Here is a 13930-nt window from a genome sequence, read left to right on the forward strand (position 1 = left end):
AGAAGTACGGATGAAAGAAATTCAAGATTTCGATAGCATCATGATAAAGCTGGCTTCGCCGGAACAGATCAAGGATTGGTCCTACGGCGAGGTGAAGAAGCCGGAGACGATCAACTACCGCACCCTTCGTCCGGAGCGCGATGGTCTTTTCTGCGAAAAGATTTTCGGTACGACCAAGGAGTGGGAGTGCTACTGCGGTAAATTCAAATCGATTCGCTACAAGGGTGTCATTTGCGACCGGTGTGGTGTCGAGGTTACCAATACCAAGGTGCGTCGTGAACGCATGGGTCACATCACCTTGGCGGCCCCGGTTTCCCATATTTGGTACTATCGCTCGGTTCCCAGCCGTATGAGCATGCTGCTCGATATTACCCGCAACTCCCTGCAGAGCATTCTTTACTATGAGAAATATGTAGTGATCAACGCAGGGGATACCAATCTGAAGAGCAAGCAGTTGCTTTCCGAAGAGGAGTACTGGCAGGCTCGTGAGCAGTATGGCGACTCTTTTGAGGCAGGCATGGGTGCCGAGGCGGTACGCAAGCTTTTGGTCAATCTCGACCTCGAGGAACTCTCTCGCGATCTTCGCGAACAGATGCGCCTCAAGGGAGACAAGGCCGACAAGCGCCTGCTCAAGCGCATCGAGGTGTGTGAAAACTTCCGTGACAGCGGCAACCGCCCTGAGTGGATGATTCTCACCGTCATTCCTGTCATTCCCCCCGATCTCAGGCCCATGGTACAGCTCGATGGCGGCCGTTTTGCCACCAGCGACCTGAATGACCTGTATCGTCGCGTGATCAACCGAAACAACCGTCTTGACCGTTTGGTCAAGCTCAACGCACCGGACATCATCATCCGCAATGAGAAGCGTATGCTTCAGGAAGCGGTGGATGCTCTCTTTGACAACTCAAAGCGCAAGCGGGTTGTCAAGGGCGCGAGCAACAGGCCGTTGAAGAGCCTCTCCGACATGCTGAAGGGCAAGCAGGGCAGGTTCCGACAGAACTTGCTCGGAAAGCGTGTTGACTACTCCGGACGTTCGGTAATCGTTGTCGGTCCCGAGCTGAGAATGCACCAGTGCGGTCTTCCTTCGAAGATGGCCCTTGAGCTGTACAAGCCTTTCATCATGAAGAAGCTGGTACAGGATGGCGTTGTCTACAATATCAAGAAGGCGAAGAGCCTGGTTGAGGAAGAGACCGATGCCGTATGGTCCATCCTTGATGAAGTTGTCAAGGAACACCCTGTCCTGCTCAACCGTGCACCTACGCTGCACCGTCTTGGCATTCAGGCTTTCGACCCCGTCCTCGTGGATGGAAAGGCCATCAAGCTGCATCCGCTGGTATGTCATGCCTACAACGCCGACTTCGACGGCGACCAGATGGCGGTGCACGTACCGTTGACGCATGCAGCCCAGCTTGAGTGTTGGACGCTGATGCTCAGTGTTACAAACCTGCTCGACCCCGCAAACGGAAAACCGATCGTCTATCCTTCTCAGGACATGGTTCTTGGTATCAACTACCTGACCCGTGACATGAAGGGTGCCGCCGGCGAAGGCAAGTATTTTGACAATATCGACGAGCTTGAGGCGGCTCTTGATACCGGACTGCTCTCCTATAATGCGAGGATTCGCTACAAGCTGGAGAATGGGACCAAGATTGAGACCACTCCCGGCCGCGTTCTTTTCAATTCCGTCCTTCCCAAGAGTGTTCCGTTCCAGAACGCAACCCTTGGAGACAAGGAGCTCAAGGCTTTGATCGGTGACACCCTGAAGGCCAACGACAACTCCATCGCCGTTGAGATGCTCGACTCCATCAAGGATATCGGGTACAAGTATGCAACGCTCTTCGGTGCAACCATCGGCCTGTCGGATATGATCGTTCCCGCTGCCAAGCAGGAATTGGTCAGTAAGGCGAACAACGAGCAGCAGAGAATTCTCGAGCAGTACCGCCAGGGTCATATCACCCAGGAAGAACGGTACAACAGGGTCATCGAGGTCTGGACACAGACCAATGACCAGCTTACCGACGCTTTGATGGGTGAGTTGCGAAGCAGCCAGAACGGCTTCAACCCGCTGTTCCTCATGGCTGACTCCGGTGCTCGAGGATCGAAGACCCAGATCAGGCAGCTTGGTGGTATGCGCGGTTTGATGGCAAAGCCGTCCGGCGACGTCATCGAATTCCCCATCAAGTCGAACTTCAAGGAAGGTCTTTCGATCATCGAGTTCTTCATTTCCACCAACGGTGCCCGTAAAGGTCTGTCCGATACCGCACTCAAGACTGCTGAGGCAGGGTACCTTACCCGCCGTCTGGTTGATATCAGCCAGGATGTTGTCATCAATGAGGATGACTGCCACACGATCAACGGTATCTGGAGAGGAGCTCTCAAGGATGGCGATGAGATTGTCGAATCGCTGTCCGAGCGCATCGTCGGACGCTGTCCCGTCGAGGATGTCCTGCATCCCTTCTCCCGCGAGGTCATTGCCCAGGCCAATGTCGAAATCGATGAGGCTACCGCCCTCAAGATCGAGGAAGCCGGTATTGAGAGCGTATTGCTGAAGACTGTGCTAACCTGTGAAGCGAAGCACGGTGTCTGCCGCAAGTGCTACGGCCGCAATCTTGCAACCAACAGGCCGGTTGTCATCGGTGAGGCGGTCGGCATCATCGCCGCCCAGTCCATCGGTCAGCCGGGTACCCAGCTGACGATGCGTACGTTCCACGTCGGTGGTACTGCTTCGACGAGTGCGGAGGAGAACAAGCTTACTTTCAACTATCCCGTGCTTATCGGCAACATCACCGGAACCAGGGTCGTCCGAGAGAGTGACTCGGTCGATGTATTCACCCGCAAGGGCCACATCGAATATTTCCGTGTCAATGCCGTTATTAATGAAGGTCAATACGACTCCTTGTTGGTTGAGGATGGATCGATTGTAGCCAAGGGAACCCCATTGTACCTGAAGAAGGGCAAGGAAGTGACCAGTGGAGAGAACGGGTCGGTAAAGATTGTCGGTTCCAAGGTGTATCTTGTCGGCCACTCCACCAGTCAGGTGGTCAAGACCGGTTCCGAGCTCTTGGTTGCAAGCGGCCAGTTTGTGGAGGCGAAGACTCCGATTGCCTCCTTCGACCCATTCAGTGAACCTGTGTTGGCTGAAGTAGGCGGTTTTGTCAACTTCGTCGATATCAAGCTGGGAACCACCTTGATCGAGGAAGTGAACGAAGAGACAGGCAATATCGAGAAGAAGATTACCGAACACAGTTTGGAGTCGCTCCAGCCCCGCATCGAGATTACGAGTGCAGAGCACGGAAAGGGCGATGTGCTTGCAGCATATCTGTTGCCCGGAGGCTCGTATCTGCAGATCAATGATAATGCCAAGGTCTATAGGGGCACCATCCTTGCCAAGCTGCTGAAGGAAGGTGTCAAGACCAAGGATATCACTGGTGGTCTTCCCCGTGTCGGCGAGCTTTTCGAGGCTCGAAGGCCCCGCAACGCGGCAATCCTTGCCCAGGTTGCAGGCTTGGTAAGCTTTGCATCAATCGTCAAGGGCAAGCGGACCATCGTGATCACCGATCCGTACGGCCATGAGTACAAGCACATGGTACCGATGGGCAGGAACCTGTTGGTACGTGACGGCGACTCGGTGGAAGCTGCCGAGGCACTGTGTGACGGCTCTGTGGATCCGCACGACATCCTGGACATCCTCGGGGAGAACGCTTTGCAGTCCTTCCTGGTGGACGAGGTTCAGGAGGTCTACCGCATGCAGGGTGTACAGATCAACGACAAGCACCTTGGCGTCATTGTCAGGCAGATGCTCCGCAAGGTCGAGGTTGTCCATGTTGGTGATACCAACCTGATTCATGGGCAGCAGGTTGATAAGTATCGGTTCTTCGAGGAAAATGACCGGGTGATCGCCGAAGGCGGCGAGCCTGCTGTTGCAAGGCCGTTGCTGCTTGGCATCACCCGTGCATCCTTGAGCATCGACTCCTTCATCAGTGCAGCCTCCTTCCAGGAGACTACCAAGGTCTTGACAAACGCAGCAATTGCTGGTAGTAAAGATGAGTTGCGCGGTCTGAAAGAGAACGTCATCATCGGCCACCTCATTCCTGCCGGAACCGGCATGAAGAAGTACCGTGATGTGAAACTCAAGGACGAGGAGTTGCTTGCACTGCAGCAGAAAGTTGATGCGGTCAAGGAGTCCAGGCGTCAAGAGATGATTGATGACGATGATTTCGACGTCGAAGATTTGGCAGACATGAAATCCGTAGGTGATACCGTGGATGTGGACGATTTGGACGAGGAGTGATGGATGCGCCTGTCGGCGTATCCACAGCCTGGAACGACTCGTGTAAAAACCACACCGCTGTGTCCATGCTGGGTACGGATTTTACATACGAGGCGCTGCCCGTAGGGGTGGCGCAGATCCCTGCTTTTGTGAGAAGCGGTGGATCAAAGAAAGAAAAGGGAGTGTGTCTACAAGATGCCTACTATTAATCAGCTGATCAGAAAGGGGAGGACAAGCGTCCGCAACAAGACCAAGTCCCCAGCCCTTGAAGGTTGTCCCCAGAAGCGTGGTGTTTGCACCAGGGTTATGACCGTCACCCCGAAGAAGCCGAACTCTGCTCTGAGAAAGGTCGCCCGTGTGCGCCTTTCCAACGGTATTGAAGTTACCGCGTACATTCCCGGTATCGGACACAATCTGCAGGAGCACTCTGTTGTTCTTCTGCGCGGTGGAAGGGTCAAGGACCTTCCCGGTGTTCGCTATCACATTGTCCGCGGTGCCAAGGATACCCTCGGTGTTGCAGATCGGAAGAGAAGTCGCTCCAAGTATGGTGCGAAGAGACCCAAGGCTTGATAAGGGAGGAGATGGAATATGTCAAGAAGAACTACTGCTCCCGTCAGGGAAGTATTGCCCGATCCCGTCTATGGGAGTGTCATTGTTGAGAAGTTCATCTGCCGCATGATGGTGGATGGCAAGAAGTCCATCAGCACCAGGATCATCTACCAGGCTATGGCCAGCCTTGGCGAGAAGACCGGTGAGAAGCCGTTGGACGTATTTCTCAAAGCCTTGGAAAATGTGAAGCCTGTTGTAGAAGTAAAGAGCCGCCGTGTCGGTGGTGCCACCTATCAGGTTCCTGTTGAGATTCGTGACAATCGCCGCGAAGCGCTTGCAATGCGTTGGATTATCACCGCCGCCCGCAATCGCAATGGTCGCAGCATGGCTGAGAAGCTCGGTGCCGAGCTCCTTGATGCCTTCCAGAATACCGGTTCCGCCTTCAAGAAGAAGGAAGACACCCACAGGATGGCAGAGGCCAACAAGGCTTTCAGTCACTACCGTTGGTAGTCCTATACCAAAGAAAATCCGGCTTTTTCAAAAGAAAAGCCGTTTTTTTTTGTATCTGTATATAAACAAAAGAGTATTGCTTGACATAAAAACTGCTTTCGCATATAGTGCTTAAGGTGTCCGCACAGCTATGCCTATGCGGTGCTATGAAGAGCCAAACCAATTATTGCAGAAGCAATGATAAGGTGGTTTCAGGCAGTACGAAGTTTTTTAAAAAACTTATACTATGTCGTCAGGATGGATTCTCCAGGCCTGAGGACCTCTGGAATCCTCTTATGTCATGTTTCCAAGTAATTAGTTTGTCTCAATCGGAATGGTAAAGGCTTTGGGCCTTTATGAGCACATATTAATTATTTTTGTGACCGTCTATGGAACGTCACAAGGAGGAAATGATGGCAAAAGAGAAATTTCAGAGGAACAAGCCACACGTAAACGTAGGAACCATCGGTCACGTTGACCATGGCAAGACTACCCTTACCGCAGCAATTACCATGCACTGTGCAAGACTGTTCGGCGATAAGGCACTCGCTTACGATGCAATTGACAACGCCCCTGAAGAAAAAGAGCGTGGTATTACCATTAACACCAGACACGTTGAGTATCAGTCCACCAACAGGCACTATGCTCACGTTGACTGCCCGGGTCACGCTGACTACATCAAGAACATGATCACCGGTGCTGCTCAGATGGACGGCGCCATCATCGTCGTTGCAGCAACCGACGGAGCCATGGCTCAGACCAAGGAGCACATCCTCCTTGCCCGCCAGGTTGGTGTACCCTGCTTGATCGTATTCATCAACAAGTGCGACCAGGTTGACGATCCTGAATTGATCGACCTCGTTGAGGAAGAGATGCGCGACTTGCTTCGTGCACAGGGATTCGATGGCGACAACGCTCCGGTAATCCGCGGCAGCGCCTATGAAGCCATGACCGAGCCCGACAATCCTGAGAAGACCAAGTGCCTCGACGAGCTGCTCGAAGCCATGGACACCTATATTCCGCTTCCGGAGCGTGCTGTTGACCAGCCCTTCCTGATGCCGATTGAAGACATCTTCTCCATCTCCGGTCGCGGTACCGTTGTTACCGGTCGTATCGAACGCGGTATCATCAAGGTCAACGATCCTGCTTCCATCGTCGGTATCAAGGAAACCCGTGACACCGTCGTAACCGGCGTTGAGATGTTCAACAAGCTGCTCGACGAAGGTCAGGCTGGTGACAACATCGGAGCACTGCTGCGCGGTGTTGACAAGAAGGACGTTGTTCGCGGCCAGGTTCTGGCAAAGCCCAAGTCGATCATGCCCCACGCCAAGTTCAATGGTACCGTGTACGTATTGAGCAAGGATGAAGGCGGTCGTCACTCTCCGTTCTTCAGCGGCTATCGCCCGCAGTTCTATTTCCGCACCACTGACATCACTGGTACGGTAAACCTGCCCGAAGGCAAGCAGATGGTTCTGCCTGGTGACCACACCGAGATTATTGTTGAGCTGATTCACCCGATCGCCATGGACAAGGGCCTCCGCTTCGCTATCCGCGAAGGTGGTAGAACCGTTGCTTCCGGTCAGGTAACCGAGATTATCGACTGAGTTCATTGACGAATGTCTTGCCATCATCGGTTGGTGATGGCAAGGCCCGTTTTTTGGAGGAATAATGGCTAAAGAAAGAATTCGAGTAAGGTTGAGAGGCTTTGATATTGAGCTTGTTGAACAGAGCTCTAAAGCTATCGTTGAAACTGTCGTCAGGGCTGGCGCTACTGTGTCCGGGCCTGTTCCTCTCCCGACTCGTATTAACAAGTACACTGTCCTGAGATCGCCCTTTGTCAATAAAAAGTCTCGTGAACAATTCGAGATGAGAACCCACAAAAGGTTGATTGACATTTTGGATCCTACATCAAAAGTCATGGATGCCCTCATGAAGCTTGAGCTCCCTGCCGGTGTGGATGTAGAGATTAAACAGTAAGAGAGTTGAGGTAAGAGATGTTAGGGCTTATCGGCAAAAAAGTTGGAATGACACAGGTGTTTGATGCGCAAGGCAGGCTCACACCCGTGACTGTAATAAAAATTGAGGGCAATGTTGTTGTCGGGGAACGTACTGACGAAAAGCACGGATATAGTGCTGCCGTCCTGGGTTCCATTGACAAGAAAAAAAGCACTATCACCAAGCCGTATGCAGGGCAGTTCACCGATGTGTGTGAGCCGAAGCAGCATGTCATTGAGTTCCGTGACTATGACAAGGAACTTACCGTCGGCGAGGTGTTGGGCGTGGATATATTCAAGGACGCCGCCTTTGTGGACGTCACCGGGACTACGAAAGGTAAGGGTTATGCCGGTGGTATGAAGCGTCATGGCTTCTCTGGCGGTCGCGCCACCCACGGTTCCAAGTTCCACCGCGATATCGGTGGTACTGCAATGTCATCCACCCCTGCCCGCACGTTCAAGGGTCACCGAATGGCCGGCCACATGGGTAATGAGAGGATGACGGTTCAGAACCTGAAGGTCGTCCGTGTCGATGAAGAGATGCAGGTCCTTATGGTTAAGGGTGCAATCCCTGGCCCCGCCCAGAGTGTCGTCATCGTCAAGAAAGCGATTAAGAAGTAGGGGCGAGATATATGGAAACGAAAGTCTTTTCAATTGACGGCAGTGAAGTCAGAAGCATTGAGTTGAATGATCAAGTGTTCAACAGAGAAGTGAGTGACGGATCCATTTATTATGCCGTAAACAACGAGCTTGCAAACCGGCGTGTCGGTACTGCATGCACGAAGACCCGCGCTGAGGTCCATTACAGCAACGTAAAGCCATACAAACAGAAGGGAACCGGTAACGCACGTGCCGGTGACAAGAAGTCTCCCGTCTGGGTTGGTGGTGGTACGATTTTCGGACCCAAGCCGCGTGATTATAGCTACAACCTTCCCAAGAAGATGAAGAGGCTTGCCATGAAGAGCCTGCTCTCTTTGGGGGTCAAGGAGGAGCGCCTCGTAGTAGTTGAGGATTTCTCCATTGAAAGTGGCAAGACCAAGGATTTGAACCAGATCATCAAGAATTTTGTGAAGGATGAGTCCAGAACCATCCTGATCTTGAAGGATGATGATGAGATGGTGCGCCGCGCTGCGAGGAACATTCCGTACCTGCGTGTTCTCTCATACAACAGGCTTTCTGCAAAGGAACTGCTGTATGGAAGAAAGCTCTTGGTTCTGGAAGGTGCCGCTAAAAATCTGAACGATTTCTACGGCGACAAATAAGGGGACCGGAAATGAGAGCAGATCAAATTATCATCGAGCCCGTTCTGAGCGAAAAAACAAACATTGCTCGTGAAGGCGAAACGAAAAAGTACACGTTCAAGGTCCACATGGACAGCAATAAATTCCAGATCAAGGCTGCTGTAAAGGAGCTGTTTGGAGTTGAGGTTGCCGATTGCAACGTGATGATTGTAAAGGGCAAGCCGAAGTATTCCCGCGGTAAGGGTGGCAGCATCCTTGGTAACACCGGTGATTGGAAGAAGGCTGTCGTAACCTTGGCCAAGGGTGCAACCATCCAGGCCATCGAAGGCGTATAAGGAGAAGTTGGAACATGGCTCTAAAAACTTACAAGCCCAATACTCCCGGCCTTCGCCAGAAGACTACTTTGGTCTTCAGCGAGCTGACTGCCAGCAAGCCTGAGAAGTCCTTGACCGTCGGCCTTACCAAGAAGGCTGGTCGGGATACTTTCGGGCGCATCAGTGTTCGCCGTAGAGGCGGTGGCCATAAGCGTGCATATCGTATTATCGATTTCAAGCGCGACAAGTACGGCATTCCCGGAATTGTCAAGACTATCGAATACGATCCGAACCGCAGTGCAAACATTGCCTTGGTATTCTATGCCGACGGCGAGAAGCGCTACATGATTGCTCCGAAGGGACTGACCGTAGGGACCACCGTGGTCAGCGGACCTGATGCTCCCATTCAGAGCGGCAATGCTCTTCCTTTGAAGAAAGTGCCCCTTGGGTTGATGGTCCACAACGTTGAGCTCACCCTCGGTCGCGGTGGACAGCTTGTCCGCTCTGCAGGTCTTGGTGCAACCGTTGTCGCCAAGGAAGGTGACTATGTAACGCTGCGCCTCCCCTCCGGTGAAATGCGCATGGTGTTCGGTGAGTGTTATGCTACCCTCGGGCAGCTCGGCAATGAAGACCATATGAATGTCAGCCTCGGAAAGGCCGGCGCAAGCCGTCACCTGGGAAGAAGGCCCAAGGTTCGCGGTGTTGCAATGAACCCGATCGATCACCCGCATGGTGGTGGTGAAGGCAAGACTGCAGCTGGACGCAACCCTGTTACCCCGTGGGGTAAGCCGACCAAGGGTGGCAAGACTCGTTCCAAGAAGAAGCCTTCCGGTGCCTTTATCGTGAAGAAGCGGAAGTAGGAGAAGAAAGTGGCTAGATCAATCAAAAAAGGTCCTTTTATTGAGAAGAAATTGTATAAGAGGATTCAGGAGTCTCTCAAGACTAATCAGAAGCAGATGATCAAGACTTATTCCCGCTGTTCAACGATCATCCCTGAAATGGTGGGATTCACGATTTCCGTCTACAACGGAAAGACTTGGATTCCTGTATTTGTGACGGAGAACCTGGTAGGGCACAAGCTTGGTGAGTTTTCACCCACCAGAATCTTCCGCGGGCATGCATCCGACAAGAAGGTTGGTTAATCGCAATGGGTACTAATATGGAAGAAAAGAAAGGTTACTCAGCAACTGCAAAGTATCTGATGGTATCTCCTTCCAAGGTTCGCCCCGTCGCCAATCTTGTGAGGAATAAGTCCTATGTGGAGGCTGTTGCAATTCTCGAGGCTATGCCCCAGAAGGGATCGAATTTGATCCTGAAAGTGTTGCAATCCGCTTGTGCAAATGCTCTTGATCAGAACAAGAAGATCGATGAAGAGAATCTTGTGATCAAGGAGTTGCAGGTTAACGAGGGTCCGAGGCTCAAGAGAGTCTGGCCGAGATCCCATGGAAGACGGGATATTCTGCTTAAGAGGATGTCACACATTACCGTCGTCGTTGACGAAAAAGCAAGCGTGAGGAAATAAATGGGCCAGAAAGTTAATCCTATTGGACTCCGTCTTGGAGTCAACAAGACCTGGAAGTCCAAATGGTATGTGGACCCCAGGGAGTATGCAGAGACCCTGCACGAAGATTTGAAGCTGAGAAAGGCTTTGGTTGAATGCCCGGAAGTCCAGGGTGCTGAAATTTCCGATGTTGAAATCATCCGCAAGCCTCAGCGCATTACGATTGTAATCACCACCAGCCGCCCCGGCATCATTATTGGAAGCAAGGGTGCTAATGTTGAGAAGCTTGGTGAACGTCTGCAGAAGCTTTCCAACAAGAAGGTGCAGATTAAGATCAAGGAAATCAAGAAGCCCGAGGCGGATGCCCAGTTGATCGCCATGAACGTCGCCAAGCAGCTTGTATCCCGCGGTTCTTTCCGCAGAGCAATGAAGACTGCTGTTTCCAAGGCGATTCAGAGTGGTGCCCAGGGTGTGAAGATCAGGCTGAGCGGTCGTATCGGTGGTGCAGAAATTGCACGCTCGGAGTGGATGAAGGAAGGACGTGTTCCTCTTCATACCCTGCGCAGCGACATCGACTATGGTTTTGCTACTGCTAATACTACCTTTGGTGTCATTGGCGTCAAGGTTTGGGTATTCAATGGTGAAATCTACGATCGTACAATCAAAGAGGACGCCGGCGGGTTGGTAAGAAAGCCCAGCAAGAGCGAAAGCCTTGAGGCAAGGAGTTAGTAGGCCATGCTTAGTCCAAAGAGAGTAAAATATAGAAAGAAACAGCGTGGTACCACCGATGGTGTTGCCCATCGCGGAATTACGATTGCTTTTGGTGAGTATGCCCTGTTGGCTCTCGAGCCGAAGTGGATTACAAACCGCCAGATTGAGGCAGCTCGTATCGCGATGACCCGTCATATCAAGCGCGGTGGTAAGGTTTGGATCAGGATTTTCCCCGACATGCCTTACACCAAGAAGCCTGCTGAAACCCGTCAGGGTAACGGTAAAGGCGCTCCCGAAGGCTGGGTTGCTGTGGTAAAGACCGGTGCTGTCATGTTTGAAATGGGCGGCGTTACTGAAGAGCTGGCTCGTGAAGCATTGGCGCTTGCAGCGTCCAAGCTTCCGATTAAGACGAAGTTTGTCGCCAGAAGGGAAGTGGAGTGAGAGTATGAAAAATTCATATAATGATTTGACCCTTGACGAGCTGACTGCCAAGAAGGAAAAGCTGCACAAAGAGTATTTTGACCTTCGCATGGGAAGAGTGCTCGGGCATGTGGAAAATCCGCTTGCTGTTCGCACCATCAGGCGGAATATCGCTCGTGTGAATACCCGCATTCGTGAATATGAGCTCGGAATCCGGAAAGCGGCAAAGTAAGGGAGAGCGATTCAGATGGAAGTTAACAAGAAGAGTTTTACCGGCCAGGTGGTCAGTGACAAGATGGACAAGACTATTGTCGTGGCCATCTCCTCCAGAAGACTGCATCCCCTGTATAAGAAGTATGTGACCACCACCAAGAAAGTGAAGGCACATGATGAAAGGAACGAGGCCAATATCGGCGACACAGTACGTATTGTTGAAAGCCGCCACATCAGCAAAGATAAGTGCTGGCGTCTCGTGCAGATCGTCGAGCGCGCTCGCTAATAGGAGAGAGACGATATGGTACAGATGCAGACGTATTTGAATGTTGCGGACAACAGTGGTGCCAAGCAGGTGCAGTGCATCAAGGTGCTTGGCGGCAGCCACCGGTATGTTGCCGGCATCGGTGATATTATTGTAGTTGCTGTAAAGAATGCCCTGCCCCACGGCGCCATCAAGAAGGGTGACGTCATGAAGGCGGTCATTGTGAGGACAAAGAAGGAATACCGCCGACCTGACGGTACCTATATCAGGTTCGATGACAACGCTTGTGTTATCATCGATGCCAACAATAACCCGCGCGGCAAGCGTATCTTCGGGCCCGTAGCTAGAGAGCTGCGTGACAAGTACATGAAGATCGTTTCACTCGCGCCGGAAGTGTTGTAGGAGTGTGCACATGAAGCTTAAGAAGAACGACACCGTACTGATTATTGCTGGAAAGGACAAAGGAAAGTCCGGCAAAATCGTAAAGGTAGACCGTGAGAATGAGAGGGTCGTCGTCCAGGGTGCCAACATGGTCAAGAAGACCATGAAAAAGAAGAATTCGCAGGATAAGGGCGGCATCATGGAAATCGAGGCTCCGATCCACGTTTCCAACGTTGCGTATGTCACCAGCAAGGGTGAGCCTACCAGGATCGGGTACAAGTTTGATGAAAGTGGAAACAAAGTCCGCTATGCCAAGAAAACCGGGGAAGTGATCTAATGGAAAAGTTCGTACCAAACCTTAAAACGAAATACCTCGAAACTGTGGCACCTGCCCTGTTCAAGGAACTTGGCTACACCTCCAAGATGCAGATTCCAGCCTTGGAAAAGATTGTTGTCAGTGTTGGTGTCGGCGAGGCTATTACCAATAAGAAGCTTCTCGATGCTGCTGTGAAAGAGCTCGAGCAGATCACCGGTCAGCATGTACTGAAAACCAAGGCCAGGAAGTCCATTGCCAACTTCAAGGTCCGCGAGGGTCAGGAGATTGGCGCCATGGTCACCCTTCGCGGGGATAACATGTGGTTTTTCCTGGAACGGTTGATTAGTATTGCTCTTCCCCGCGTCAAGGACTTCAAGGGTGTAAAGCCTAATGCTTTTGACGGTCATGGAAACTATTCGCTTGGCATCACCGAGCAGATTATTTTTCCGGAAATCGACTTCGACAAGATCGAGCGTGTCAGCGGCTTCAATATCGCCATTGTTACGACCGCGAAGACCGATGAAGAAGGCTACGCCCTGCTTGCAAAGCTTGGCATGCCCTTCAGCAAATAAGGGTGGAGACATATGGCAAAGAAATCAATGATCGTAAAGGCCAATAGGGAACCCAAGTTCAGTACCAGACACGTCAACCGCTGTAAAGTGTGCGGCAGACCCCGTGGCTATATGCGCCAGTTCGATATGTGCAGGATCTGCTTCCGCAAATTGGCAAGTGAAGGCCAGATTCCTGGTGTTACCAAATCCAGTTGGTAGGAGAGAAAAATGGCTGTAAGTGATCCAGTTGCTGATATGCTGACCAAAATCAGAAATGCTAGTTTGGCTAAGCATGAAAAAGTAGATATCTCCACTTCAAAGATGAAGCTTCAGATCGTGAAGATTCTCAAGAATGAGGGATTTATCAAGAACTTCAAGAAGGTGACGAAGGATGGTATTTCGTACATCCGCGTTTTCTTGAAATATGACGAGACTCAGGGGCCTGTGTTGCACGGGATTGAACGCATTTCCACTCCTGGACGCCGGATTTATACCGGATACAGGGATATGCCCCGTGTGTACAACGGACATGGTGTTGTTGTAGTATCCACTTCTGCTGGTATCATTACCGGTAAGAAGGCGACTGAGAACAAGGTCGGTGGTGAGCTGATCTGCTCTATTTGGTAAGGTGGTATAACATGTCCAGAATTGGAAAATTGCCGATCACAGTACCTCAAGGGGTGAAGATTGCCGTCACCGATGGTGTTGTTCATGT

Annotated in this window: 20 protein-coding genes; all 20 read left to right on the forward strand. The window is 51.7% G+C overall.

The features are described from left to right. The first annotated feature begins 10 nt into the window (after positions 1–10). Complete coding sequence (rpoC, locus tag B3F49_RS04420; protein WP_293909250.1) at positions 11–4291, forward strand: DNA-directed RNA polymerase subunit beta'; 4281 nt, start codon at positions 11–13, stop codon at positions 4289–4291. A 174-nt stretch (positions 4292–4465) separates the two neighbouring features. Next, a complete protein-coding gene (gene rpsL / locus B3F49_RS04425; RefSeq protein ID WP_013608506.1) occupies positions 4466–4840 on the forward strand; it encodes a 30S ribosomal protein S12 in 375 nt (124 codons plus the stop codon). Positions 4841–4858: 18 nt separating this feature from the next. Further along, complete coding sequence (gene rpsG / locus B3F49_RS04430) at positions 4859–5329, forward strand: 30S ribosomal protein S7 (RefSeq protein WP_293895997.1); 471 nt, start codon at positions 4859–4861, stop codon at positions 5327–5329. Between the two features lie 392 nt (positions 5330–5721). Next, the gene (gene tuf / locus B3F49_RS04435; protein WP_293896000.1) at positions 5722–6912 is read left to right on the forward strand and encodes an elongation factor Tu; all 1191 of its coding nucleotides are present in this window, start codon (positions 5722–5724) and stop codon (positions 6910–6912) included. Between the two features lie 64 nt (positions 6913–6976). After that, on the forward strand, positions 6977–7285 hold the full coding sequence (rpsJ, locus tag B3F49_RS04440; RefSeq protein ID WP_013608503.1) for a 30S ribosomal protein S10: 309 nt from the start codon (positions 6977–6979) through the stop codon (positions 7283–7285). A gap of 17 nt (positions 7286–7302) precedes the next feature. Then, positions 7303–7923, forward strand: a complete 621-nt coding sequence (gene rplC / locus B3F49_RS04445; protein ID WP_288014520.1) for a 50S ribosomal protein L3 — start codon at positions 7303–7305, stop codon at positions 7921–7923. A gap of 11 nt (positions 7924–7934) precedes the next feature. Continuing rightward, entirely contained in the window at positions 7935–8564 is a 630-nt protein-coding gene (rplD, locus tag B3F49_RS04450) for a 50S ribosomal protein L4 (RefSeq protein ID WP_293909252.1), read from the forward strand. Positions 8565–8575: 11 nt separating this feature from the next. Next, a complete protein-coding gene (gene rplW, locus B3F49_RS04455; RefSeq protein WP_293896009.1) occupies positions 8576–8878 on the forward strand; it encodes a 50S ribosomal protein L23 in 303 nt (100 codons plus the stop codon). Positions 8879–8892: 14 nt separating this feature from the next. After that, positions 8893–9717: a 50S ribosomal protein L2 gene (rplB, locus tag B3F49_RS04460; RefSeq protein ID WP_293896012.1), complete on the forward strand. Its 825-nt coding sequence runs from the start codon at positions 8893–8895 to the stop codon at positions 9715–9717. A gap of 9 nt (positions 9718–9726) precedes the next feature. Beyond that, positions 9727–9999, forward strand: coding sequence for a 30S ribosomal protein S19 (gene rpsS / locus B3F49_RS04465; RefSeq protein ID WP_013608498.1), 273 nt, complete (start codon positions 9727–9729; stop codon positions 9997–9999). Positions 10000–10016: 17 nt separating this feature from the next. Beyond that, positions 10017–10379, forward strand: a complete 363-nt coding sequence (gene rplV, locus B3F49_RS04470; RefSeq protein WP_293896015.1) for a 50S ribosomal protein L22 — start codon at positions 10017–10019, stop codon at positions 10377–10379. Then, entirely contained in the window at positions 10380–11087 is a 708-nt protein-coding gene (rpsC, locus tag B3F49_RS04475) for a 30S ribosomal protein S3 (RefSeq protein ID WP_293896017.1), read from the forward strand. Positions 11088–11093: 6 nt separating this feature from the next. After that, on the forward strand, positions 11094–11510 hold the full coding sequence (rplP, locus tag B3F49_RS04480) for a 50S ribosomal protein L16 (protein ID WP_293896020.1): 417 nt from the start codon (positions 11094–11096) through the stop codon (positions 11508–11510). Between the two features lie 4 nt (positions 11511–11514). Next, positions 11515–11721, forward strand: coding sequence for a 50S ribosomal protein L29 (gene rpmC, locus B3F49_RS04485; protein ID WP_293896023.1), 207 nt, complete (start codon positions 11515–11517; stop codon positions 11719–11721). Between the two features lie 15 nt (positions 11722–11736). Beyond that, positions 11737–11988 (forward strand): 30S ribosomal protein S17, encoded by a 252-nt coding sequence (gene rpsQ / locus B3F49_RS04490; protein WP_293896026.1) that lies wholly within the window; start codon positions 11737–11739, stop codon positions 11986–11988. Positions 11989–12003: 15 nt separating this feature from the next. Beyond that, positions 12004–12369 (forward strand): 50S ribosomal protein L14, encoded by a 366-nt coding sequence (gene rplN / locus B3F49_RS04495; protein ID WP_244772290.1) that lies wholly within the window; start codon positions 12004–12006, stop codon positions 12367–12369. Between the two features lie 10 nt (positions 12370–12379). Then, positions 12380–12685 (forward strand): 50S ribosomal protein L24, encoded by a 306-nt coding sequence (gene rplX, locus B3F49_RS04500; RefSeq protein ID WP_293896032.1) that lies wholly within the window; start codon positions 12380–12382, stop codon positions 12683–12685. After that, entirely contained in the window at positions 12685–13236 is a 552-nt protein-coding gene (gene rplE, locus B3F49_RS04505) for a 50S ribosomal protein L5 (RefSeq protein WP_293896035.1), read from the forward strand. Before rplX ends, rplE begins: the two co-directional genes overlap by 1 nt. A gap of 12 nt (positions 13237–13248) precedes the next feature. Further along, positions 13249–13434, forward strand: coding sequence for a type Z 30S ribosomal protein S14 (locus B3F49_RS04510; protein WP_293896038.1), 186 nt, complete (start codon positions 13249–13251; stop codon positions 13432–13434). A gap of 9 nt (positions 13435–13443) precedes the next feature. Beyond that, positions 13444–13842 carry a 30S ribosomal protein S8 gene (gene rpsH, locus B3F49_RS04515; protein ID WP_244772288.1) on the forward strand — a complete coding sequence of 133 codons (399 nt, stop codon included), beginning with the start codon at positions 13444–13446 and terminating at the stop codon, positions 13840–13842. Positions 13843–13930 lie beyond the last annotated feature (88 nt).

Source organism: Sphaerochaeta sp. UBA5836 (assembly GCF_002432845.1).
In the GTDB taxonomy this organism is placed as follows: Bacteria; Spirochaetota; Spirochaetia; order Sphaerochaetales; family Sphaerochaetaceae; genus Sphaerochaeta.